Annotated in this window: 18 protein-coding genes; 9 read left to right on the forward strand and 9 right to left on the reverse strand. The window is 63.7% G+C overall.

The window, feature by feature from the left end; all coding sequences use genetic code 11:
• Nucleotides 1–203 precede the first annotated feature (203 nt).
• The 3 genes from ggt to FS777_RS16920 all read right to left on the reverse strand — a co-directional run bounded on the left by ggt (nucleotide 204) and on the right by FS777_RS16920 (nucleotide 3,560).
• The gene (gene ggt, locus FS777_RS16910) at nucleotides 204–1,871 is read right to left on the reverse strand and encodes a gamma-glutamyltransferase (RefSeq protein WP_058639883.1); all 1,668 of its coding nucleotides are present in this window, start codon (nucleotides 1,869–1,871) and stop codon (nucleotides 204–206) included.
• A 110-nt stretch (nucleotides 1,872–1,981) separates the two neighbouring features.
• Nucleotides 1,982–2,887 carry a LysR family transcriptional regulator gene (locus FS777_RS16915; protein ID WP_078478000.1) on the reverse strand — a complete coding sequence of 302 codons (906 nt, stop codon included), beginning with the start codon at nucleotides 2,885–2,887 and terminating at the stop codon, nucleotides 1,982–1,984.
• Between the two features lie 82 nt (nucleotides 2,888–2,969).
• Nucleotides 2,970–3,560 carry an NAD(P)H-dependent oxidoreductase gene (locus FS777_RS16920; RefSeq protein ID WP_078477999.1) on the reverse strand — a complete coding sequence of 197 codons (591 nt, stop codon included), beginning with the start codon at nucleotides 3,558–3,560 and terminating at the stop codon, nucleotides 2,970–2,972.
• A 159-nt stretch (nucleotides 3,561–3,719) separates the two neighbouring features.
• Between FS777_RS16920 and FS777_RS16925 the strand changes: the two genes are divergently transcribed.
• On the forward strand, nucleotides 3,720–4,034 hold the full coding sequence (locus tag FS777_RS16925; RefSeq protein WP_078477998.1) for a putative quinol monooxygenase: 315 nt from the start codon (nucleotides 3,720–3,722) through the stop codon (nucleotides 4,032–4,034).
• Here FS777_RS16925 and FS777_RS16930 read toward each other — a convergent pair.
• A complete protein-coding gene (locus tag FS777_RS16930; protein WP_145256553.1) occupies nucleotides 4,024–4,788 on the reverse strand; it encodes a sulfite exporter TauE/SafE family protein in 765 nt (254 codons plus the stop codon). The two genes, FS777_RS16925 and FS777_RS16930, sit on opposite strands and share 11 nt — an antisense overlap.
• Before the next feature lie 77 nt (nucleotides 4,789–4,865).
• Between FS777_RS16930 and FS777_RS16935 the strand changes: the two genes are divergently transcribed.
• The 7 genes from FS777_RS16935 to FS777_RS16965 all read left to right on the forward strand — a co-directional run bounded on the left by FS777_RS16935 (nucleotide 4,866) and on the right by FS777_RS16965 (nucleotide 10,739).
• Nucleotides 4,866–5,753, forward strand: a complete 888-nt coding sequence (locus FS777_RS16935; RefSeq protein WP_058604853.1) for a LysR substrate-binding domain-containing protein — start codon at nucleotides 4,866–4,868, stop codon at nucleotides 5,751–5,753.
• 95 nt (nucleotides 5,754–5,848) lie between these two features.
• Nucleotides 5,849–6,454, forward strand: coding sequence for a CDP-alcohol phosphatidyltransferase family protein (locus FS777_RS16940; RefSeq protein WP_058639888.1), 606 nt, complete (start codon nucleotides 5,849–5,851; stop codon nucleotides 6,452–6,454).
• A 30-nt stretch (nucleotides 6,455–6,484) separates the two neighbouring features.
• Complete coding sequence (locus FS777_RS16945; RefSeq protein ID WP_145256556.1) at nucleotides 6,485–8,239, forward strand: bifunctional alpha/beta hydrolase/class I SAM-dependent methyltransferase; 1,755 nt, start codon at nucleotides 6,485–6,487, stop codon at nucleotides 8,237–8,239.
• Nucleotides 8,240–8,671 carry a hypothetical protein gene (locus FS777_RS16950; RefSeq protein ID WP_078477996.1) on the forward strand — a complete coding sequence of 144 codons (432 nt, stop codon included), beginning with the start codon at nucleotides 8,240–8,242 and terminating at the stop codon, nucleotides 8,669–8,671.
• A 10-nt stretch (nucleotides 8,672–8,681) separates the two neighbouring features.
• Nucleotides 8,682–9,305 carry a lysophospholipid acyltransferase family protein gene (locus FS777_RS16955; RefSeq protein WP_058604849.1) on the forward strand — a complete coding sequence of 208 codons (624 nt, stop codon included), beginning with the start codon at nucleotides 8,682–8,684 and terminating at the stop codon, nucleotides 9,303–9,305.
• A gap of 1 nt (nucleotide 9,306) precedes the next feature.
• Entirely contained in the window at nucleotides 9,307–10,239 is a 933-nt protein-coding gene (locus FS777_RS16960; protein ID WP_058639891.1) for a phosphatidate cytidylyltransferase, read from the forward strand.
• A 155-nt stretch (nucleotides 10,240–10,394) separates the two neighbouring features.
• Entirely contained in the window at nucleotides 10,395–10,739 is a 345-nt protein-coding gene (locus FS777_RS16965; protein ID WP_023534343.1) for a cupin domain-containing protein, read from the forward strand.
• Nucleotides 10,740–10,799: 60 nt separating this feature from the next.
• Here the strand turns inward: FS777_RS16965 and mmsB are convergent, their stop codons facing one another.
• Nucleotides 10,800–11,687 (reverse strand): 3-hydroxyisobutyrate dehydrogenase, encoded by an 888-nt coding sequence (gene mmsB / locus FS777_RS16970; protein WP_058639892.1) that lies wholly within the window; start codon nucleotides 11,685–11,687, stop codon nucleotides 10,800–10,802.
• Nucleotides 11,688–11,697: 10 nt separating this feature from the next.
• Complete coding sequence (locus tag FS777_RS16975) at nucleotides 11,698–13,224, reverse strand: CoA-acylating methylmalonate-semialdehyde dehydrogenase (protein WP_058639893.1); 1,527 nt, start codon at nucleotides 13,222–13,224, stop codon at nucleotides 11,698–11,700.
• A 133-nt stretch (nucleotides 13,225–13,357) separates the two neighbouring features.
• Here FS777_RS16975 and FS777_RS16980 point away from each other — a divergent pair, with 133 nt between their 5' ends.
• Nucleotides 13,358–14,320 carry a LysR family transcriptional regulator gene (locus tag FS777_RS16980; protein WP_058639894.1) on the forward strand — a complete coding sequence of 321 codons (963 nt, stop codon included), beginning with the start codon at nucleotides 13,358–13,360 and terminating at the stop codon, nucleotides 14,318–14,320.
• Between the two features lie 12 nt (nucleotides 14,321–14,332).
• Here the strand turns inward: FS777_RS16980 and recD are convergent, their stop codons facing one another.
• From recD to recC, 3 genes are read right to left on the reverse strand one after another with little or no spacing between them, the layout of a single operon-like run.
• A complete protein-coding gene (gene recD / locus FS777_RS16985) occupies nucleotides 14,333–16,408 on the reverse strand; it encodes an exodeoxyribonuclease V subunit alpha (protein ID WP_078477994.1) in 2,076 nt (691 codons plus the stop codon).
• A complete protein-coding gene (gene recB / locus FS777_RS16990) occupies nucleotides 16,405–20,082 on the reverse strand; it encodes an exodeoxyribonuclease V subunit beta (protein WP_078477993.1) in 3,678 nt (1,225 codons plus the stop codon). Before recB ends, recD begins: the two co-directional genes overlap by 4 nt.
• A complete protein-coding gene (recC, locus tag FS777_RS16995) occupies nucleotides 20,079–23,558 on the reverse strand; it encodes an exodeoxyribonuclease V subunit gamma (protein ID WP_145256559.1) in 3,480 nt (1,159 codons plus the stop codon). Before recC ends, recB begins: the two co-directional genes overlap by 4 nt.
• Between the last annotated feature and the right edge of the window lie 211 nt (nucleotides 23,559–23,769).

Raw genomic sequence — 23,769 nt, forward strand, 5'->3', positions numbered from 1 at the left:
TGGTTACCTGAGGCCGCTTTGCGGCCCATCGCGGCCGGTCCGGCGCCCCGGCAAGGCCGCTCCCACGGGTTTGCGTATCCAGAGGCTACCCGAATCCTGTGGGAGCGGCCTTGTGCCGCGATAGGCCGCACAGCGGCCTCAGCTTTTGTTGCGGTCCCCAGCCATTGGCTGAATGCCAGCACTCCGGCGCGCCATCAGCCTTTTCACTTCACTACCATCCCTACCCCACGACCACGTGGGTCGGACGCGGTCTCAAGCGTCTGTCCATTGACCCGAATGGCCTGGATGTCGCCCATCTCCCAGCCTTGGTCCTCCAACACATAACCCATCTTGTTCAGATCAGCGGCCACCTGCCCGGTCAGCGGCGCATAGCTGTCGAAATAGATCGTGTCCTTGGGCAGCAACTGGTGGTGCACCCGCTGCGCAGCCACTGCCTTGTCCAGCGGCATGCCGTAGTCGTACAGGTTGTTCATCACCTGGAAAATCGAGGTGAAAATACGCGACCCACCCGGCGTGCCGATCACCAGCTCCACCTTGCCGTCACGGGTCATGAGGCTGGGGCTCATTGAAGACAGCATGCGCTTGCCCGGCTCGATGGCATTGGCATCGCCACCGATTACGCCGAACGCATTGGCAGCACCTGGCTTGGCGCTGAAGTCGTCCATCTCGTCATTGAGCAGGAACCCGGCCCCCTTGACCACCACGCCACTGCCGTAATCGAGGTTGAGCGTGTAGGTGTTGCTGACTGCATTGCCGGCCTTGTCGACGATGGAGAAATGCGTGGTCTGGTGCGGCTCCAGCCCTGGCTTGACCTGATCGGTGGCGGAAATGGCCTTGGGATTGACCTGCGCTGCGCGCTTAGCCAGGTAATCCTTGGCCACCAACTGGTCCACGGGCACTTTTGTAAAAGCCGGGTCGCCAAGGTAGTCGGCCCGATCGGCGAAGACGCGCTTTTCAATCTCGGCCAACAGGTGGATGTACTGCGCAGAGTTGTGCGCCACACCCTTGAAATCGGCGGCACGGTCCTCCTTGATGCCCAACAGCTGGGCCAGGGCAACCCCACCGGAACTGGGCGGAGGCGCGGTGTACACCACATTGCCGCGCCAGCTGACGGCCATTGGCTCGCGCCACACGGCCTTGTAGTCCTTCAGGTCCTGCTTGGTGATCAGCCCCTTATCGGCCTGCATCTGCGCCACCAGCAGGTCGGCGGTCTTACCCTGGTAGAACTCGCTCACGCCCTTGTCGGCGATGCGCTCGAGGGTCTGGGCCATCTCGGGTTGTTTGAACAGCTCACCGACCTTCATGCTGCCGAAGTAGTCGTTGAAGTTGGTGGCGGTCTTGAACATGCCCTGGGCATCGTTGCGGTACTGATACTGCTTGTCCGCGACCTTGAAGCCGTTTTTGGCGTAGCCGATGGCCGGTGTCAGCAGCTCGCTCCATGGCAGCTTGCCGAACTTGCGATGAGCCTCCCACAAGCCCATCACCGTGCCTGGTACGCCCGCAGCACGGGCCCCCACCAGGCTCAGGTTCTCGATCACTTCGCCCTTGTCATCCAGGTACATGTTGCGCGTGGCCGCCTTGGGCGCCACTTCACGGTAGTCGAGGAAATAGGGCTTGCCGTCCACGAACAACGTCATGAAACCACCACCGCCAATGTTGCCGGCCTCGGGGTAAGTGACTGCCAGCGTGAATGCGGTGGCTACCGCGGCATCGACCGCGTTGCCGCCTTTTTTCAGGATATCGGCGGCTACCTGGGCGCCGTACTGATCAGGCGCGGCGACAGCCCCGCCCTCCAGGGCAACGGCGTACACCGATGAGCTGCCCAACAGCGCGGCTGCCAGAGCCAGGTACTGGAAAGGGACGCTACGCATGACACATTCCTTGGGTGTTGTTCTTGTGGGACCGTCAGTAAGACCCAAGCGTCAGGCCTGTGCAATCTCATCGTCGAGAACGCGCCGCCCCTAGGCAGCAGATGTCGCGTTCAGGCAACTGAACAGGCGTAGATCGCCAACTTGCGCTGGATGAAATCCAGGAAGCATTGAATGCGCAGGGCCAGTTGGGTATTGCGGTAGTACACCGCATGGATGGGCTGACGGTGGCCGTTATTGGCCTGGGGCAGCACGACCTGAAGACGGCCGCTGCGAATGTCTTCGTGGGTCATGAAGTGCGACAGGCTGACGATGCCCTCCCCGGCCAGCGCCAGCTGGCGCAGCGTCTCGCCGCTGGACGCGACCAGCGTGGGCCGAATGGTCCAGTGCTCGCCCTGAGCATGGCGCAGAGGCCATTGGTTCAGCGTCTCGGGTTGGCTGAAGCCAAGCAGGCAGTGATCGGCCAGATCCTCGACCCGCTGCGGTGTGCCGTGACGCCTCAGATAAACCGGGCTGGCGAGTACCTGCACCGGGCTGCAACCCAGGTTGCGCGCGTGCAGGCTGGAATCGGCCAGCTCGCCAATGCGGATGGCCACGTCGGTACTGTGCTCAAGCAAGTCGATGATCAGGTCATCGGTGTTGAGCGCCAACTCGATGCCGGGGTACTGCTGCCGGAACTCGCCTATCCAGGGCACGATGGCGTGAAGCATGAATGGCGTGGCCGCGTTGACCCGCAGGCGACCGGTGGGCGTCTGCCGGTTCATCGCCAGGCGCTCTTCCAGCTCGTCCATCTGTCGCAGCACCTGCCTTGCCTGTTCGAGAAAGAACCGTCCTTCCTCGGTCAGGTCCATGCGCCGGGTGGTCCGGTTGACCAGCGTGGTGCCCAGCTTGGCCTCCAGGCGCGCCAGGGTTCGGCTGACTGCCGAGGGCGTCTGGCCCATCTGCGCGGCCGCTGCAGAGATAGACCCACCGTCGATGACGGCGACGAACACCTGGAGTTCTTCGGATCGGGTTTTCACATCAAGGCCTGTGGATAGAGTCGCCAGGGTCTAGATAGCCGCTTGCGCGAGGGAAGTCCAGCGATGCCCGCAAGCCAGAGGGCTACTGAGCTTTGCCAAACACGCGGTCCAAGTGCGCTTGATAGGCCGCTAACGCGGCCGGGACATCCGGTCGCTTCATGACGTCGGTGGCCAGGAAGGTCGGCAAGCCGCTCATGCCCAGGAACTGCTGCGCCTTGTGGAAAGGGAAGTACACCGCATCCACACCTTTGCCCTCGAAGAAGTCGTCAGCCTCGTCGAACGCTTGCTGCGGAGCATTCCACGTGAGCGACAGCATGTACTGCTTGCCTTGAATGAGCCCGCCACTGCCGTATTTTTGCGTGTGATCCGAGCGAGTACGACCATCACTGGCATACAAGCTGCCATGCCCGGCAGTGAAGACCTCATCGAGGTACTTCTTGACGGTCCAGGGCGCGCCCATCCACCAGCCTGGCATCTGGTAGATCACCACGTCAGCCCAGAGGAATTTCTCCACCTCCTCCTGCACGTCATAGCCCCCGTCGATGAAGGTCTGGCGCACGTCGAAACCTGCACGGTCAAGGTGCGCCAGTGCGGCCTCGTGCAGGGTGGTATTGAGCTGCCCGGCGGAATGGGCAAACTGTTTGCCGCCGTTGAGTAGCAGGATATTTTTCATAGGGGCCTCCCGGACCTGGACACTGATTGCAGGCAAGCAGGTTAAAGTCAGGCCCGGTTGGGAAACAGCCAATCAACGGCAAAATACATTTGCCTCAAGATCACGAATCGACAGGGATTATTGCTTTAATCTCTAGCACTCCCGAAGCAGGAGAACGTCATGAACGAGCAGTACGCCTTCATTCTCAAAGCCAAGACACGCCCGGAAATGGCAGAAGCCTTCGAGCGACTGTTCCGGCCCTATGTCGAGCCCAGCCGCCGCGAACCTGGCTGTATCGAATACCACATGCTGCGCGATCAGCAGGACCCGAGCTTGTTCGTGTTCTTCGAAGTCTGGGCGAACAAGGCGGCACTGGATGTGCACTCGGCCCTGCCGCACATGGCCGCTTTTTTCGACCGGCGCATGGATTACCTGGAGCGCGACTTCGAAATCCAACGGGTCGACATGCTCAGCGGCTCATCCGCTAACCGTTGATCAGCAAATGCACGCCCAGCAGCATCAGGCCCACGAAGAAACAGCGGCGAAACAAGTGTGCGCTGACGCGTCGACGCAGCCACTGGCCCGCCTGCATGCCAAGCAGGGCGGGCACCACCACCAGTAAAGAGGCACCCAGCGCCGGACCGCCGAGTACGCCCTGCCCGGCAAGGCCGAAGGCCAGCGCCAGGGTGGACACCGTAAATGCCAGCCCAAGGGCCTGAATCATCTCGTCACGGTTAAGACCAAGGCTTTGCAGGTAAGGCACTGCCGGCATCACGAACACGCCCGTGGCCGCACTGATCACCCCGGTAGCCAGGCCGCAGACAGGACCTAGCCACCCTTCCCGTTTCCGCGCAACGCGCAAGGCCGGCCCAGCCAGCCCGTAAACGGCATAGACCATCAGTGCGCCCCCCAGTGCGTGCGCGGCCCAGGCGCCACTGCTGATGCCCAGCCACACACTGCCCAGCAAGGTGCCGATGAAGATCATGGCCAGCATCGGGCCCAGCCTGCGCAGCAACGCCTGCAAATGCCCCCCTGCCGCCAGTTGCCACAGATTGGTCACCGTGGAGGGGACGATCAGCAACGCAGCAGCCTGCGCAGGTGGCATAGCCAGGCCCAGCAGCCCCATGGCAACGGTTGGCAGGCCGAGCCCGATCACGCCTTTGACGGCACCTGCCAGAAGAAAGGTGGCAAATACCAGCGCAGTTAACAGTGGGCCAAGGTCTTGGTAAAACGCTGTGAAGGTCATCATGTGCCCATCATGGTCAATGCATGACGTGCTGAACATCTGTCATATTCGTGGTCAGCCTATTGCCCAGACAGAGCCTCATGCATTTTGACCTCGTTGACCTGACGCTTTTCCGGCACACCGTCGAGTGCGGCAATATCACCGCCGGCGCTGGGCGCAGCCACCTTTCGCTGCCGGCAGCCAGCGCCCGGATTCGTGCCATGGAAGCGTCCCTGGGCGTTGCACTCTTGCTGCGCAATCGCCGGGGTGTCTGCCCCACGCCTGCGGGGCAGGCCTTGCTGCAACATGCCCGGCTCATCGCGCAACAGGTCGAGCGCTTGCAATTCGACCTGGGTCAGTACGCGCAAGGGCATCAGGGCCAGGTGCGCTTGCTGTGTAACACCGCGGCCCTGACCCAATACCTGCCCGAACTGCTGGCGGCCTACCTGGCCGAGAACCCTGGGATGAGCGTGGATGTGCAGGAGCACCCGAGCTTGCGCATCGTGCAGGCCATCACCCAGGGCATGGCCGACCTGGGTATCATCTCCAGCGCAGCCCCTAGCGAGCATCTACAGACTCGACCATTTCGCGACGACCCTTTGGTACTGGTGACGCCGAATGATCACCCGCTCGCCAACCTTCCCACACCGCGCTTCGTCGACAGCCTGGCCCATGGTCATGTCGGTCTCGGGCCGGCCAGTGCCCTGGCCCTTTACCTGGAGGAGCAGGCGCTGCGTGCAGGCCAGCGCATGCGCGTCAGGGTCCGTGCCGAGGGCTTGGAGGGTGTGTTGCGCATGGTCGCAGGCGGTGCCGGCGTCGGCGTCGTACCCCTGGCGGCGGTGCAGCGCTGGCAAGGGGTGTTGCCGCTGCGGGCCATGGCACTGCAGGAACCCTGGGCTAACCGGAGGTTGCTGTTGTGCGCGCGGGACTTCGCGGCCCTGCCAGGCTATGCAGCGGCATTGGTGGGGGTATTCACCGAGCGGACCTGAAACTTCTTGCAGCGCAGTCATGGTACCTGCGGCTTTACCGGCCACCAGGACTGCACCAGAATGCGCGACAACGCCCCACCAAAAAGGACTTGCCAGTGGCATCGATCTACCAGCTCAAACCCCGTTTCCAGGCCCTGCTGCGGCCTCTGGTGCAGCGCCTGTATGACCGGGGCATCACGGCCAACCAAGTCACGCTCGCCGCTGCCGTAATCTCCGTTGCGCTAGGGTTGTTGCTAGCGGCCCTGCCTCACCTCCACGGTTTGTTCATCCTGGTGCCAATATGGATGCTGCTGCGCATGGCACTCAATGCCATCGACGGCATGCTGGCGCGCGAATTTGGCCAGCAATCCACCCTTGGCGCCTATCTGAACGAGCTGTGCGACGTGATCGCCGATGCCGCCTTGTACCTGCCGTTCGCGCTCTTGGTGGGCGTGTGGCCGGCGCTGGTGGTGCTGGTGGTGCTGCTGGCGACGGTCAGCGAATACGCGGGCGTAATGGGCCCCTTGGCAGGTGCATCGCGCCGTTACGACGGGCCCATGGGCAAGAGCGACCGCGCCTTCGCCTTCGGCGTACTGGGTACCGGTGTCGCCCTGGGTTTGCTTGACGGCACCTGGGTCAATGGATTGCTGCTTGTGATCCTGGCGCTCTGCCTCTATACCCTCTACAACCGGGTGCGTCACGGGCTGGCTGAAACCCGCTGAGTCTTCGCCCGTCGCATAAGGATATCGACCATGCGCCAAGCGCAAAGCCTGCATTTTTCCACCCATGACGGTGTCGAGCTGCACTACCGTCACTGGCCTGCCACGCGCAACGAACACCAGCCGCGTCGGGCGGTGGTGATGTTCCACCGCGGCCATGAACACGGCGGGCGAATGGCCCACCTGGCCGATGAGCTGGCCATGCCGGGCTATGACTTTTTTGCCTGGGATGCCCGCGGCCACGGCCTGTCGCCCGGCGCACGCGGGGACAGCCCAGGCTTTGCGACCAGCGTGCGCGATGTGCAGACGTTCATCGAGCACATTCAGGCCCGCCACGGGCTGGCCGAACAGGACCTGGTGGTGCTGGCGCAGAGTGTCGGCGCGGTGCTGGTGGCCACATGGGCGCATGATTACGCACCCAAGGTACGTTGCCTGGTGCTGGCGTCTCCGGCGTTCAAGGTCAAGCTGTACGTACCTTTTGCCCGCCCTGGCCTGAAGCTGCTCAAGGCCGTGCGCGGCAATTTCTTCGTCAACAGCTACGTCAAGCCACAACTGCTGACCCATGACCCGGAACGGGTCATGTCGTACAAGGCAGACCCGCTGATCAGCCGGCCCATTTCGGTGACCATGCTGCTAGGCCTGTTTGATGCCGCCGACCGAGTGGTGGCCGACGCCCAGGCGATTCAGCTACCCACGCAACTGCTGGTCTCCGGTGCAGACCTGGTGGTCGAGCGCGCACCTCAGCAGCGCTTCTTCGACCGTCTGGGCAGTGCGCGCAAGGAGATGCACGTGCTGCCAGGGTTCTTCCACGACACCTTGGGCGAGCGCGAGCGGACACACGCCTTGCGCCGTATTGAGCGATTCGTCGAGCACTGCTTCGCCTGCCCGGTCGAACGGCTTTCGCTGCTCGATGCGGACAAGATCGGCGCCAGTTGCGCCGAGGCCGAGAGCCTGGCCGCGCCCTTGCCCCGCCACTCGCTGCGCGGGCTTTACTGGCGCGCCACCCGTGCAGGGCTGCGCTTGGGCAGCAAGGTAGCGGACGGCGTGCGGCTTGGCTTCGACACGGGTTTCGATTCGGGCAGCACACTGGATTATGTGTACCGCAACCAGCCCGCGGGTAAAGGCGGGCTGGGCCGCCTGGTCGACCAGAACTACCTCAATGCCATCGGTTGGCGTGGCATTCGCCAGCGCAAGGTGCATGTCGAAGCGCTGCTGCGCCTGGCCATGGATCGTCTGCGCGATGCCGGCCGCCCGGTGCACATCGTGGATATCGCAGCCGGCCATGGCCGCTACATTCTCGAAGCCCTGCAACAGGTCGATCAGCGCCCTGAGTCAATCCTGCTGCGCGACTACAGCCCGCTCAACGTGCAACAAGGCGCCGCACTGATCCAGGAAAAGGGCCTGGGTGACATTGCACGTTTCGTTCAGGGCGATGCCTTCGACCGCCATAGCCTGGCGACGCTGGAACAGCCTCCGACGCTGGCAGTGGTGTCAGGCCTGTACGAACTGTTCGCCAGCAACACCCTGGTGAGCCATTCACTGGCTGGCCTGGCCCAGGCGATGGAGGATGGCAGTTACCTGGTCTACACCGGTCAACCGTGGCATCCGCAACTGGAGATGATTGCGCGCGCCTTGACCAGCCACCGGGGTGGCCAGGCTTGGGTGATGCGTCGCCGCAGCCAGGCAGAAATGGACCAGCTGGTTGAAGCAGCGGGCTTTCGCAAGGTGACCCAACGCATCGACGAGTGGGGGATTTTCAGTGTCAGCCTCGCTCAACGGGTGCGCTGAGTGGACCTTGTGTTGGTCGCCAGCCTGCTGCGCCGGGGTCGGCAACTGGCAGGGCTCTCGGACGGCATGACCCTGCTGGCGCTCGGGTTCGGCCTGGTGCCGTTGCTCGGCGCGGCGCTGTCGCCCTGGTCGGTTGTGCCGTGCCTGCTGCTCGTTGGCCTGGGCATGCTGCACAAGTACTGGGCCATTCGCGTTGCGCTCGATGCCGAGCTGTTCGCGCACCTGGCCCAAAGCCAGGACCTGGCGGCAGACATGCAGGCGCTGGACCGCGCGTTGTTCGACCATGGGCTCAAGCCGCAGCCGACCGATGCGCGTACCTGGCCGCTGCGCAGCCGGGCTGCGCTCGGCCTGCTGCGTCGCCAGGCCCTGTGCCTGGGCCTGCAACTCACGGTGGCCTTGGCTACCGTGCTGATACTGTCTATCAAAGGATGATGAACGCTCCATGCTCGCCAACCTCACCGCCTACCTGATCACTTCGGCCGCACGCCTGATTACCGGGGCGCGAGCCCTCTGGCTGGGGTGCACGCCCCTTCCGGTGCAGCGGCTGTACTTTGCCAACCACAGCAGCCACGGCGATTTCGTCCTGCTGTGGGCATCGCTGCCCCAGACGCTGCGGCGTCGCACTCGGCCGGTAGCTGGCGCCGACTACTGGGCCAAGCCGGGTATTCGCGATTTTCTCATCCGCAAGGTGTTCAATGGCGTGCTGATCCAGCGACAACGCGACGAAGGCCAGGGTCACCCCTTGCAACCGGTGCTCGATGCCGTGGCCCAGGGCGATTCGCTGATCTTCTTTCCCGAAGGCACACGCAACCTCAGCGATGAGCCCTTGTTGCCGTTGCGAAGTGGCCTGTACCACCTGGCGGCGGCCCACCCACAGGTCGAGCTGGTGCCGGTGTGGATCGCCAACCTCAATCGGGTGATGCCCAAGGGACGCGCTTTGCCGTTACCGTTGCTGTGCACCCTGAGTTTCGGCGAACCCTTGCACCTGCAGGCCGACGAAAGCAAGCAAGCCTTTCTGGAGCGGGCTGGCCAGGCCCTGCTCGATCTAGCCCCCAAGGACGTTTGACATGCACGACAATACCTTCGCGCTGTTCGCCGGCATCGGCGCCCTGCTGCTGCTCGCCAGTGTGATCGGCCGTGTCCTGAAATGGCGCGCAGGCCCCGGGCCCCATGCGGTGATCGACAACCTCAACGCCCGCATCAATGCCTGGTGGGTCATGGTGCTGGTGATCGGCATCGCCTTCGTCTTCGGCAAATACGGCGTGATCGTGTTGTTCTACGGCGTGTCGTTCTACGCCTTGCGCGAATTCATGACCCTCACCCCCACCCGGCGCAGTGACTACCCCGCCCTGGCAGCGGCGTTCTATATTGCGCTGCCCGTCCAGTACGTGCTGATCGCCATGGACTGGTATGGCCTGTTCAGCATCTTCATTCCGGTCTACCTGTTCCTGTTGCTGCCGATCCTGGCAAGCCTGGGGGGCGACACCACGCGCTTTCTGGAGCGGGCTTCCAAGGTGCAGTGGGGCTTGATGATCGCGGTGTACTGCGTGTCGGCGGTACCGGCGCTGATGACTCTGGAGATTCCCGGTTTTGAAGGGCGCAACCTGCTGCTTATCGCCTGGCTGATCGTGGTGGTGCAGCTCAGTGATGTGCTGCAGTACGTGTGCGGCAAGCTGTTCGGCAAGCGCAAGGTGGCGCCAAACCTCTCGCCCTCCAAAACCCTCGAGGGCCTGGTGGGCGGCGTGGCACTGGCCACGCTGATCGGCGCGCTGCTGTGCTGGATCACGCCGTTCAGCTTCTGGCAGGCTGCCCTGATGGCCCTGGCGGTCAATGCCATGGGCTTCTTTGGTGGGCTGGTGATGTCGGCGATCAAGCGCGACCGTGGCGTGAAGGACTGGGGGCATATGATCGAAGGCCATGGCGGCATGCTCGACCGCATCGACTCGGTCTGCTTCGCTGCACCGGTTTTTTTCCACTTCGTGCGTTACTGGTGGGCTTGAAGCGGCGCCAACGCCTGGTAGCGAACTAGCCTGTAGCCTGAGCTGAATCTGCATGAACAGCGCGGCCAGGCACCTGGACGTCGACTTCAGGCAACTGCACGGGCGCTTCAACACCTATGGTGACGGGTCATTCAACCAGTCACAGGAGTTGTGCCATGTCCGATTTCATCACCGTGCTGCGTGAAACCTGCCCCACCCCGGTCGTGGACGCTACCAAGTGGAAACGTATCGGCGGCGACCCGCACACCGTGAACCTGAACGCCTACCTGTCAGCCGACGGCAGCAAGATCATGGGCACCTGGATCTGCACCCCAGGCAAGTTCGAAGTCAACTATGACAAGTGGGAATACTGCCACTTCCTCGATGGCTACTGCATCGTCACCCCGGAAGGCGAGGAACCGAAGCACCTCAAGGCAGGTGACGTGTTCGTGATCGAGCCAGGAATGAAGGGCACGTGGGAGGTGGTCGAGACGGTGCGCAAGTACTTCGTCTTCGCCTGATTCGCAGACGCAGGGGGCGCGATGAGCCGCCCCCTGCACGTTCATGACGTGCCCCTTTGCTCACTGTGGCTTGCGATAGGCCTCAATGATGGCTGAAAAGTCCTTGCCACCCTCCCCACGCAGGCTCATGGCCTGATACAGCTGTTGCGCAACGGCGCCAAGGATCACAGGCTGGCGGGCCTGACGCGCAGCTTCAGTGGCCAGCCCCAGGTCCTTGAGCATCAATTCGGCGCCGAAGCCGCCGGTGTAGCCACGCGAAGACGGCGCCGTGTCGATCACGCCAGGCCAGGGATTATAGGTGTCGGAGCTCCAGCAGCGTCCGGTGGAGCTGTTGATGATCCCTGCCAGCACCTGGGTGTCGATACCCAAGGCATTGCCCAGTGCCATGGCCTCGGACACACCGATCATCGAAATGCCCAGCAGCAGGTTGTTGCAGATCTTGGCGATCTGCCCCGTCCCCACTTCGCCGCAGTGCACGATGTTGCGGCCCATTTGCTCGAGCACCGGCTTGAGCGCTGAGAACAGTGCGTCGCTGGCCCCGACCATGAACGTCAGCGTACCGGCCGCCGCCCCACCCGTGCCCCCTGAGACCGGTGCATCGCCCATGTCCACGCCCTTGGCGGCCGCCGCCTTGGACACCTCGCGGGCGGTTTGCGGGTCGATGGTGCTGCAATCGACGGTAGGCGTGCCAGCTCGGATCCCGGCCAGTACCCCATCGTCATCGAGGTAGACGCTGCGCACGTGCGCGGCGGCCGGCAACATAGTGATGACCAGGTCGCTTTCGGCCACCGCCTCGCGTGGTGAGGCGCTGACCTGCCCACCCAGGGCGCCGAGTTCTGCCAGTACCTCCTTGTTCAGGTCGAACAGGGCAAGGTGGTGACCGGCCTTGATCAGGTTGCGGGCCATGGGGGCGCCCATGTTGCCCAAGCCAATGAATGCGATACGCATGTCGTGCTCCTTAGCGCAGGCTGATGGTGGTGTTCACGCCGTCGTTGATACTGTCGTCATCGAACCAGCGGGCGGTAACCGTCTTGGTCTGGGTGTAGAACTGCACCACCTGCTTGCCGTACGGCCCCAGGTCTCCCAGCTTGGAGCCGCGCGAGCCGGTGAAGCTGAAGAACGGTACGGGTACCGGGATCGGGATGTTGATGCCCACCTGCCCGACGTCGATCTCGCTCTGGAACTTGCGCGCCGCCGCGCCGCTCTGGGTGAACAGACCGGTCCCGTTGCCGAACGGGTTGGCGTTGACCAGTGCGATGGCCTCGTCGAGGGTATCGACCTCGAGCGTGACCAGCACCGGCCCGAAGATTTCCTGGGTATAGACCTGCATGTCGGTGGTCACCCCGGAGAACAAGGTGGGGCCGACGAAGTTGCCTTGCTCATAGCCCGGCACCTTGACGTCGCGGCCATCGAGCTCCAACGTGGCGCCTTCTCGGATGCCGCTCTCGATCAGGCTCAGTACACGCTCCTTGGCCCGCTTGGACACCACCGGCCCCACATCGGTACCCGGCTCGCAGCCAGCGTTGACGCTGAGCTTGCTCGCCGCCTGCTTGATGTCCGGCAGCCATTCGCGGGCCTTGCCCACCAGCACCGCGACCGAGGTGGCCATGCAGCGCTGGCCTGCGGCACCAAAGGCCGCCCCTACAAGGGCATTCACGGTCTGCGTACGGTTGGCGTCCGGCAGCACCACGGCATGGTTCTTGGCGCCCATCATCGACTGCACGCGCTTGCCATGCTGGCTGGCGAGGTTGTAGACATGGGTACCCACTTCGGTCGAGCCGACGAAGGAAATCGCCTTGATGTCCTGGTGCGTGCACAGGGCATCGACCACGGCCTTGCCCCCATGGACGACGTTGAGCACACCGGCCGGCACCCCGGCCTCCACGGCCAGCTCGACCAGCAACAGCGTGGACAACGGGTCCTGCTCGGAGGGCTTGAGCACGAACGTATTGCCACAGACGATGGCCATGGGGAACATCCACAGCGGGATCATCGCGGGGAAGTTGAACGGTGTGATGCCGGCGCACACCCCGATCGGCTGGCGCAAGGTGTAGGTATCGACACCGCCTGCCACGTTTTCGGCGAATTCGCCCATTTGCAGGGTGCCGATGGAAGCCGCGTGCTCAACCACTTCCAGGCCACGGAAGATATCGCCCTCGGCGTCGGCCAGTGTCTTGCCCTGTTCGGCGCTCAGCACCTGGGCGATGCGCTTGCTGTGCTCACGAATCAGCGCCTGGAGCTTGAGCATGATGCGCATGCGCGCGCCAATCGGCGTATGGCGCCAGGTCAAAAAGGCGCGCTGGGCCGCTGCCACGGCGGCGTCCACCTCCTCGGTGGTGGCGAACGGAACACGCGCCAGCACGGCCTGGGTGGCCGGGTTGACGATATCGCGCCACTCGCTCGTTCGGGACTCCACCCATTGGCCATCGATCAGCAGCTTGGCCTGCTCGACCTTGGTCTGGTCAGGGGACTGGGGTGCGTTCATCTGCGTTCTCCTTGGAATTATTGTCAGGACGAGATCGCCAGCGCCGTCGCTAACGCGGGGTGGCGTGAGAGGGCATGTTTCGAGTATAGATGTGCAAACATCCTACAAGAACGCATAAAAATTCCGGATCATCATGCAAAAAGACCTCACATCCCTGAGCGCGCTCAACTGGGACGACTTGAAGTTCTTTCTTGAAGTAGCCCGCACCCGCAAGGCCAGCAGCGCGGCCAAACGCCTGAGCGTGGACTACACCACCGTCTCGCGGCGCATCACGTCGCTGGAGGGGGCGCTTGGCACCTTGTTGTTCGAAAAATCGCGCACCAGCGGTTTTGTGCTGACGGCAGAAGGCCAACGCCTGCTCGGTTATGCCGAGGCCATCGAGAGTACGCTGCACATGGCGTGCGAGCAGGTGTCAGGCTCCGGGGTGGCGCTGTCGGGGCATGTGCGCATGGGCTGCACCGAAGGCTTCGGCAGCTTCTTCATCACCCCGCAGCTGAGCCACTTCGTCGATGCATACCCGGCGATTTCAGTGGATATCCTGCCGCTGCCGCACTTCATCAGTCTGTCCAAGCGCGAGGCAGACATCGTCATCGCCCTGGAACGCCCGGAACACGGGCCCTATGTATGCTGCAAGCTATGCGACTACCGGCTGCGCCTGTACGCCACCCAGGCCTACCTGGACAGCCACGCGCCGATCCAGGCCGTTGCCGACCTGGCCGGGCATCCCTTCATCAGCTATGTCGACGACCTGGCTTTCAGCTCCGAGCTGCTGTACCTGGCCAACCTGATCCCTGGGGCCACGGCCCACCTGCGCAGTACCAGCGTGATTGCCCAGTACACCGCGGCGCTTCAAGGTCGGGGGCTGGCCATTCTGCCGTGTTTTCTGGCCGCGCAGGACCCGCGGCTGGTCACGGTGCTGCCCGATCAGGTGGAGGTGACGCGGCAATTCTGGATGTATTGCCGCGAAGACCTGCGCAAACTCAAGCGCATCACCTTGTTGTGGGACTACATCCGCGAGGTGACCGAAGCCAATGCCGCACTGATGATGGGGCAGGATACGGTGATGCGCTTTGCCAGGTCCTGCACCCAGCCCTGACGGCGCTCGCCCTCACACCTGCTCGAGCATCAACCCCGAGATACGTCGAACCTTGCGCTCCACGGCTTCCTCGAAGATGCCCTGGCGAGGTTCGACCAGGCTGAAGCAGTGCTTGGCACGGGTGATGCCGGTGTAGATCAGCTCCTTGGTCAGCACCGGATTGAGTGCGTCGGGCAGGACCAGTGCGGTATGGCCGAATTCCGAGCCCTGGGATTTGTGCACGGTCATGGCGAACACGGTTTCCACCTCGTTCAAGCGGCTGGGCAGTACAAAGCGTACGCCTCCCTTGCCATCGTTGCGGGGAAAGGCCACGCGCAGCAATGGCCTGCCCTGTTCGTCCGGCAGGCACAGGGCGATGCCGATGTCGCCGTTCATCAAACCCAGCCCATAGTCGTTGCGCGTGACCAACACCGGGCGGCCCTCGTACCAAGGCTGCTGGCTGTCGATCAGGCGGGCGTTGTGCAGCACCCGCGCTACCCGCTCGTTCAACCCTTCAACGCCCCAGGCGCCGCGGCGCACGGCGCACAACAGCTGGAAATCCTCGAAACTGTGCAAGACCTTGGCAGCCCAGCGCTCCCACGCAGGGTCGTCGAAGGGAGTGTCCAGCGCCGGACGCTGGCTGCCCAGTGTACGCAGGTAGCTGCGATACCCCTGAGGGCCTTCTGCGCCGCGGTCCAGGCCGTCGAGCAGCAGGCGATCGAAGGCGCGGTCATGCTCCTGTTTCAGGGCTAGGCTGTGGACGTCGGGCGGCGGCATGGCCAGTAGGTTGCGCGCCGCGTGGCTTTGCTGGCGATTGACCAACCGGGCGAGCTGGCCGATGCCGCTGCCTTCGCCGAAGCGCCGGGAAAAGCGCAGCATGACCACTTGCTGAGCCAGTGGGTGGCGCTGTTCATCACCTGGCTCAAGACCGCTTTCAGACAGCGATTGCCCGCCGATATGCTCCAGCCATGCTTGGGTCGCTGGGGAGTAGCGGCCCTGCTCGGCATCCCGGCACAAATCACCCAGCACCGCACCGGCCTCCACCGAGGCCAGCTGATCCTTGTCACCCAGCAGCACCAGCCGTGCCTTTGGCGGCATGGCATCGAGCAGGTTGGCCATCATCTCCAGGTCGATCATCGAGGCTTCATCGACCACCAGTACGTCCAGGGGCAGCGGGTTGGCGGCATTGTGACGGAAATGTCGCGAGCCTGGACGGCTGCCGAGCAGGCGGTGCACGGTGCTGACTTCAGTGGGGATATGGCCACGCACGGCGCTGCTGACCTGCAGACGCTCGACTTGCTGGCCAATGGATTCGGTCAGGCGAGCAGCGGCCTTGCCCGTGGGCGCCGCCAGGCGGATGCGCAACGGCCTGCCCGCTTCCACTGCCGGGGCCTGGAGCAAGGCAAGCAGGCGTACCACGGTGGTGGTCTTGCCGGTGCCAGGCCCACCGGTGATGATGCTGAACCCGGCGCGCGTGGCCAGGGCGCAGGCAAGCTTCTGCCAGTCCACCTGCCCTGCGAGGCTGCCGCCCTCGAACAGGGCGTCCAGACGCGCCGCCAGGTCTGGGGGTATGGCGTCGGCCTGGGTCAGGCGTTGGCGCAATGTGCTGTCGATGCGTCGTTCATAACTCCAGTAGCGGCGCAGGTAGAGGCGTTCGCCGCTGAGGACCAAAGGCCGTGTGTGCTGCCCGGGCGCATCGGCGGCTGCCACCAGCGGGCTTGCGGCAATGCGCTGGCGCCAGGCGTCCAGGTCAAGGCCGGCCAGCAGCTGGGAGGGCAACAGCAGCGGGCCGGTCAATGCATCACCCTCAGGCGGTAACGAGAGCGCGAAGTCAGGTTCGGCCAAGGTCTGCTGCAAGTCCAGGCAGACGTGCCCATGCCCCAGTTGATGGCTGGCAAGGGCGGCGGCCAACAGCAACAGCGGGTCACTGCCCGGCGCAAGCGTCTCCAGAAATGACACGAAAGCACGGTCCAGCGCCCGCAACCAGCCGCGCTCGACCCAGCGATCGAGCAGTTGCAGCAGGTCACTGCTGCGGTGTTGAGGGGCGAGGGCCAGTAGGTGCTCGGCTTGCAGGGGGGTGGGCAGCAGGTCGAGGAGGCTTCGGCTCATGGGGCGTCTCCGGCAAACAGGTCATGCGCAGCAGGCGCGTGCTCGCCGCGAAACAACGCATCGAGGGTTTCGATCAGCTCGCGCGGGGGCTTGGCGTTATAAATGCCATGCCCGCTGCTGTTGGCCCCTCGCAGGAAAATGAAAAGGGCCCCGCCCACATGAAGGTCATAGTCATAGTCCGGCAGGCGGGCGCGCAGCTGTCGGTGCAGGGCCAACAGGTACAGCACGTACTGCAGGTCGTAACGATGCTCGAGGATGGCTTGCTGCATCGCGGCAGGGTCATATGCCTGGATGTCCGGGCCCAACCAGTTGGATTTGTAATCGGTCACGTAGTAGCGCCCCTGCAGCTCGAACGCCAGGTCGATGAAGCCCTTGAACATGCCGTTGAGCAGCGTCGGCTGCGCAGCTGGGCGCAGTAGACCTGGATGGGTGTAGTGGGCCACCAGGCGGTCGAGTTGCTGGGCATCGACCTGATGACTGGCAAACCAGAACTCCATCTCGACCTGATAGTGGGTGAGCTGGCTGAGGGTCACGGTCAGGCCGTTTTGCGCCACTGGCATCGGTGTGTCGAGCAGGCCTGTGAGCCACTGGGTCAGCGTCGGTATCCAGCCCTCCCAACCGCGCCGGTTACAGCGCTGACCCACGGTGCGGGCCAGCGCTTGCGGGTTGTCGCGCACCTGGGCAAAGCCTTCGCGCCCGGCCCACTCCAGCAAACCGTGGAGGAACGTGCCGGGGTTGGGACCGCGGGGGAAACGGTGGATGTCTCCGCTATCGGCCGGGACCTCGCGCAGAACCTGGGTATCGACGCGCTCATCATCGAGCAGTTGTTGCGCCAGGGAACTGTCGACGCCCAGCGCCTGTTCGCCGATCCGCAGGGCGCTGTAAGAGGCGATCCACCACTGTTCGGCCGCCGCGCGGCGGGGCATACGGGCTGGAACCAGCTGATGCTGCAACTGCGGTGTCTGGTAGGCCGCCCGGTCCGCCTCCGGAAGCCCTGGGCAGGTAATGTGCGCGCTGGTATCGGCCAGTGCTTGCAACCAGTCTGCCAGTTGCTTGGAGTCGGCAAGCTCAGTGCCGCCGCCCAGCAGGTAGCCGAGCGCCGAGCGATGCAGGTTCGAGCGCTTGTGATTCCCGCGCTTGAGGTCGGCCACCCCCAGCCAGCAGGCGTGCTGGGCACGGGTAAGCGCCACATACAAAAGGCGCAAGTCTTCGGCCAAACGTTCGTCATCGGCGCGCTCGATCTGCGTGGCGTCCGGCGTCAGGGTCAAGTGCGCATTGCCTTGGCTGTCATGCCAAGCGAGCGGCAGGCGGCTACCGTCCACCGGTTTGCTGGAGCAGATGAACGGCAGATACACCAAGGGGTATTCCAGGCCTTTGGACTTGTGGATGGTCACCACCTTGACCAGTTGCTCGTCACTCTCCAGGCGCAGGATCTGCTCCTCGCCAGCCTGGCCTGAACTGGCCAGATGATCGGCCAAGTGCCGGATCAGCGCCTGTTCACCGTCCAGCTCGCCTGCGGCCTGCTGGAGCAACTCGGCCAAGTGCAAGAGGTTGGTGAGCACTCGCTCGCCGTCCGTGCGGCGAATGAGCGTTCGCGGCAGTTCGAAGTCATGCAGCAACTGGCGCAGCATGGGCAGTACGCCCTGGCGCTGCCACGTGTCGCGGTAGGCGCGAAACCGCATCACCCAGCTTTCCCACACCCGTTCGTCCTGGTTCAGGCGATCAAGCGCCGGCAGCGACAGGTCGAGCGTCAAGCTGGCCAACGCCGCCTTGAGCAGACGCTCGGAGTCCGGCTCTGCGCAGGCTTTGAGCCAGGCCAGCAGGTCATGGGCTTCCTGGGCGGCGAACACCGAGTCCTTGTCGGAGAGGTAGACGCTGCGCACGCCTCGGGCAGCGAGCTCCGTGCGGATGCGTTGCGCCTCGTGGCCATCGCGCACCAGGATGGCGATGTCCGAAGGCAGGCACGGGCGCAATTGGCCATTGGCGTGCGCAAAGCCTGCCGCGCCGCGTTGACTGGCGTTGAGCAGGCCCACGATGTGGCTCGCGCAACTGGCGGCCATCTGCTGCCGGTAAACGCCCACCGAAACCGGCTCGTCGCTGGGTAGTTGCCAGCACTGAAGTGCGGCGCAGGGTTGCCCTTGAAGCATCAATTGCTCGCTGCGGCCCTGGGCGCGCACGGCAACGAAGGGCAGAGGGTTGTCGTGCGCCTCCCGAAAGAGGAAGGCGCCACGCCCGCCGGGACGCGCCTCGGCTTGCTGGAACACCTGGTTGACCGCCGCGACCATGCCTTCGCTGGAGCGGTAGTTGGTGTCCAGGCTGTGCAAGCGCCCTTGGGTCGCACGCCGGGCAGCGAGGTAGGTGTAGATATCGGCACCGCGGAAGGCATAGATCGCCTGCTTGGGGTCGCCGATCATGAACAGGCCGGTGTCGCCGTGGTTCTCGCCGATGCGGTAGATGCGTTCGAAGATGCCGTACTGGATCGGATCGGTGTCCTGGAATTCATCGATCATCGCCACCGGGAACTGCTCGCGAATCAATCCGGCCAGACGCTCGCCTGCCTCGCTGTGCAGTGCCTGCTGCAACCGCAGGAGCATGTCATCAAAGCCCATTTCCGCGCGGCGCCGCTTCTCCACTTCGAACTGCGCCGAAACCCAACTGGCGGCATGTTCGAGCAGCGCTGCATCCGGACTGGCTAGGCCCTGCAGGTCCTGTTGCAGGGTTTGCATGGCATCGAGTGCAGGGTGCGCTGGCGGCTCGCCGACTTTCCAGGCCTCGGCCAGGCCCGCAGGGGTCAAACGGGTGAAGCCTGTGCCCAGGTCAAGTTCTACGCACTGCTCGTCGTTGCACCACAGGCACAACTTGTCGAACCAGGGTTCGAAATAGCGGGCCTGCATCTTCCTGCCATCCACGTGCTTGGCGGCCACGGCGTCGCGACAGAGCTGTCGCAGCTCCGGTGCCCAGGCAGCCCAGGGCCTCTTGAGCCGGGCCAACTGCTCATCGCGGGCCTGCAACGCCTCAAGGATCAATGTCTCGGGCTCAGGCCCTTGGTGGGCGGCACGCACCCTGCCAAACAACGGGCGAATGCGGGGCAAGAGCGCGGCAGGGCTCACCCAATGGCTACGTACCCACGCCAGGGCCTGGCTTTGCATGCCGTAGCAGAAACGCCGCCAGTAATCGCGCACCACCTGCCCCAGCAGTTCACTGTGGTCGGTTTCCAGACTCTGGGTGAACAGGCTACCGCTGTCGAATGCGTGCTCACGCAGCATGCGCTGGCACCAGCCGTGAATGGTCGATACGGCAGCCTCGTCCATCCACTGCACAGCCGTTTCCAGCCGGGCGGCGCTGCTTGGCCAAGCGTGCTCTGGATAATCGTCACGCAGTTGCGCCAGCAGCGGGTCGACGGCTTCGAGTTCACCGCGGAAAAACCGCGCCGCCTCGGCCAGCCGAGTCCGGATACGCTCGCGCAACTCCTTGGTGGCAGCGTCGGTGAACGTGACCACCAGAATCTGCGGCGGCAGCAGCTCTCGTTCGAAACCCTGCTCGCCACCATGGCCGAGGATAAGGCGCAGGTACAAGGCCGAAATGGTGAATGTCTTGCCGGTTCCCGCGCTGGCCTCGATCAGCTGACTGCCATGCAAGGGGAAATTCAGGGCCAATGGCCGAGCCTGGGTCATGCGTTTTTCTCCGGGTTGCCCAGGGTTTGCCAGGGGGCGTCGAACAGGGGGCGGTACAAGGCCTCGCACCATCCCTCGAAGGTTTCGTCGGCCGTGAGCGCGGCGAAATCGCGGAACTGCCGGGCCAGGGCAACGCTTTCACCGCGCTCGCCGGCACCAGTGCGTTCGTCGCCTTCGTAAGCACGGGCAGCGGCAGCCATGGCTTTGTCCGGCTCGTCCTGGGCGAGCCAGGCGAATGCCGTCTTAGGCGCCACTGGCAGCGGTGCACACATGCCTGCCTGGCGTGCCACCAGCAGTTCTCCCAACAGCTGTGCTGCCGCTTGCTGGCCGACTGGCGCCAGTAGCAGGGTCACGTCACTGGCTACCAGCGCAGTGTGATAGGCGTATCCTGCGGCGCAGGCGGCAAGGTGTGTCACCCATGGCGCGATGAGGCGATGCCATTTGAGGCTGTTGCGCCCTGCACTGATGGTGTTGGGGACCGGGGTGATGCTCAGCACGCTCTGGTCATCGCCTTGGAACACGCGGCCCAGCCAGCCCTCCAGCCGATGAGGACCGTGTTCGAAATGCACGGGCAGTGCGCCCTCAACCTGCCGCGGCCAGCGTTCGAGCAACTGCCCATGGCGTTGCAGCAAGTCAGGCAGCGGCTCGATTAGGTCGTGCTGCAAGAGCTCGCCAAAACCGGCCAAGGGCAACAGGCCCTGGGCCTGCAGGCGGCGTGCTTGCTGATGCAGGGCACGCTGGGCATCCTCGGGTGCGCTCAAGGCTGCGCTGAGTAATGCTTCACTTGCGCCATAACGTTGCAAGGCGTCGAGTACGAAAGGCTCTTCGTCCGGCGTGGGCGCTTCGAGCGCTTCGAAGTAGACCTTGAGCCGCTGACTGAAGAAGTGCCGCACTGGGTGCCTCAGAAAATCGGCCAGCTGGTTCAATGTCAGCGGCTCATCATCCTGGTAGGGCGTCAGCTCGGACAGGTCGTGAGGGTCGTCGCTGTGGGCCTGGTGTAGCACTTGCCACTCGTGCGCGTAACTGAACAGCACGCTGCCTTTTTCGAAATAGCGCAGGCTGAACGGCTGCAACGGGTGTTCCTGGGTCAGGGCGTGAAGCAGTTGCTGGCCCGGATCGTGTTTGGTGTCGGCTTGCGCATCAGCCAGTTGCCATCCCGCCGCGATGTGATCGCGAAGCTGGCCGATCAGTACCGAGGCAGGACGCTCGCTGTTGTCGCGGATACTGCGGCCCACCCAGCTCACGTAGAGCTGGTCCTGGGCCGACAATAGGGCTTCGAGCAACAGGTAGCGATCATCTTCCCGACGCGAACGATCACCTGGGCGATAGTCGGTGGCCATCAGGTCGAAATCCAGCGGTGGCTGCGCGCGAGGATAGTCACCGTCGTTCATGCCCAGCAGGCAGACCACGCGAAACGGGATGGCCCGCATGGGCATGAGGGTACAGAAATTCACCGAGCCTGCCAGAAAGCGCTGGGACAATTTGCCTTGATCCAGGCCCGACAACCAGGCCTCGCGCACCACCGTAAGGGGCAGTGGATCTTGCAGGTCCACGGTTTCGCAGACATCCAGCCACGATTCGCGCAGGTCCTGCAACTGGATCAGCAAGAACTCGTCCTGCTCATCCTCGGCCAGGAAGAAGACGTGCAGCAGGGCATTGAGGCGTTCGCTCCACTCGCCGGCGTTGGCCGGGGATGACAAGGTTTGGCACGCCACTTCCAGCGCATCGAGCAACGCGACAAGCGGGCCAATCAGCGCAGCGTCCAGCCCGCCTATCTCGTCATAAGGCTCTATGCCATCGCAGGCATCACCTACACCCACGGCATATCCCAGCAACATCCGCCGCAAACCAAAGCGCCAGGAGTTCTGCTCGAGACCTTCCGGCAAGCCAAGGCTGGCCCGTTGCTCGGCATTGAGCCCCCAGCGAATGCCGGCCCCTTCGATCCAGCGGTGTAGGGTGGGCAAGTCGCCTTCGCGAATGCCAAACCGAGCCCGTACTGCCGGCACGTCCAGCAGGTCCAGCACTTCGCTGACGGCAAAGCGGCTTTCGGGAAGTTTGAGCAGGTGCTCCAAGGCGATCAGCAGCGGCTCGCGGCCACGCTGGCCCTGGTCGGTCAAGGTAAAAGGGATGTAGCGAGGGTCTTTACGCTGCACCTGGCCGAAGACGGCCCGTATGTGCGGTGCGTAGCTATCCACGTCGGGCAACATGACGATGACGTCGCGTGGACGCAGTGTGGGATCTGCGCTGAAGCGAGCCAACAACTGATCGTGGAGAATCTCGACTTCCCGTTGCGGGCTGTGCGCAACGTGAAAGCGCACCGAACGGTCGCGGCGTGCATTGACCGGCGGCCACTGCTCACGGGATTCGGCCAGCGGGCGCAATTGAAGGATATCGTCCTGTAGCTGGTTGAGCAGCGTTACGGGTGAGCCTTCGGTGAACAGGTCGATGCGTCCATCGCTGAAGACACCCTGGTAACTTCCTGGGTCGTCGTAGCTGTCGAGCAGATTGATGTAGTCGCGGCCTTGCTTGCCCCAGGCTGCCAATAGGGGATGCGCGTGTTGGTGCAGTGACTGGTCATCGAGTTCCAATGGCATGCCGGGCCGGCGTTGCTGACGCTTGTACTGATGCCGCAGCAAGTCCTTGTCGGCCACGATATCGGCCCAGTGATGGCGGCAAGGATTATGCACGCATAACAGCACCTGGCTGAAACGGGCGAGACCGGCCAGCGCTTCAAGCGTCTGGGCCGGCAGCGAGGAGATACCGAACACGATGACCCGCGCGGGCAGGTTTGCCGGGGCCTGCTTCAGCTCGTCGATGCAGGCCATGAACCGCTGGTGGACGCCGGCACGGCTCTGGGCCATGCCCTGCTCGCCTACGTCCTCCAACAAGGCACGCCACAGCTCTGCCTGCCAGCAGTTATCGACAGGCAAGGGCTTGCGTTCGCTACGGGCAGTATTGAGCACATGCCGTCCTGCGGCCCACTCTTTCAACCAGTCGGCGCGGTAGACCTGATATTGGTCGAACAGGTCGGCCAGGCGCTCGGCGAGCTGATAGCGTTTGCGCAGATCGCTGTCGTCAGTCAGAAAACGCCGCAACGGCTCGAAGTGCGGCCGCTCAATCAGCTCGGGTAATAGGCGCATCAAGCGCCAGGTGAGCGGTGCCTTGTCGAGCAGCGACACTTCCGGTATCTGATCGCGGCCCAACACGGTGCGGTACAGCTGCCACATGAAACTACCCGGGAGCTGCATCTCGATGGCAGCGGCAATGCCACAACCGCCCTGGTCATCCTCTAGGGGGTCTTCGGCCAAAGCGAGCTTGAGCCATTGGGCGATACCATTGCTCTGAACCAGCGCGATTTCGTTCTCTAGAGGCGCCAGGGGGTAACGGCGCATCCAGCTCACCACCAGGCTGCGCAGGTCGTCGGGGCGATTGCCGTGGACGATCATGAAGCCAGGCTGGAGGTGAGTACTGGACATCGGCAGGTCTCTTTAAGGGCGAGTTGACTTGGGCAGGAACGATATCACGGCGCGGATCAAGGGCGGTTGCTCGTTTGACGACACCGACGCTGATACGTAAGTTTTTCAGCCCAAAGACAAAACCCCTATCTGCGTGCGCAGATAGGGGTTTTGCGAAATGAATCTTGACGATGACCTACTCTCACATGGGGAAACCCCACACTACCATCGG

Source organism: Pseudomonas sp. DE0157 (assembly GCF_007678615.1).
Classification (GTDB): domain Bacteria; phylum Pseudomonadota; class Gammaproteobacteria; order Pseudomonadales; family Pseudomonadaceae; genus Aquipseudomonas; species Aquipseudomonas parafulva_B.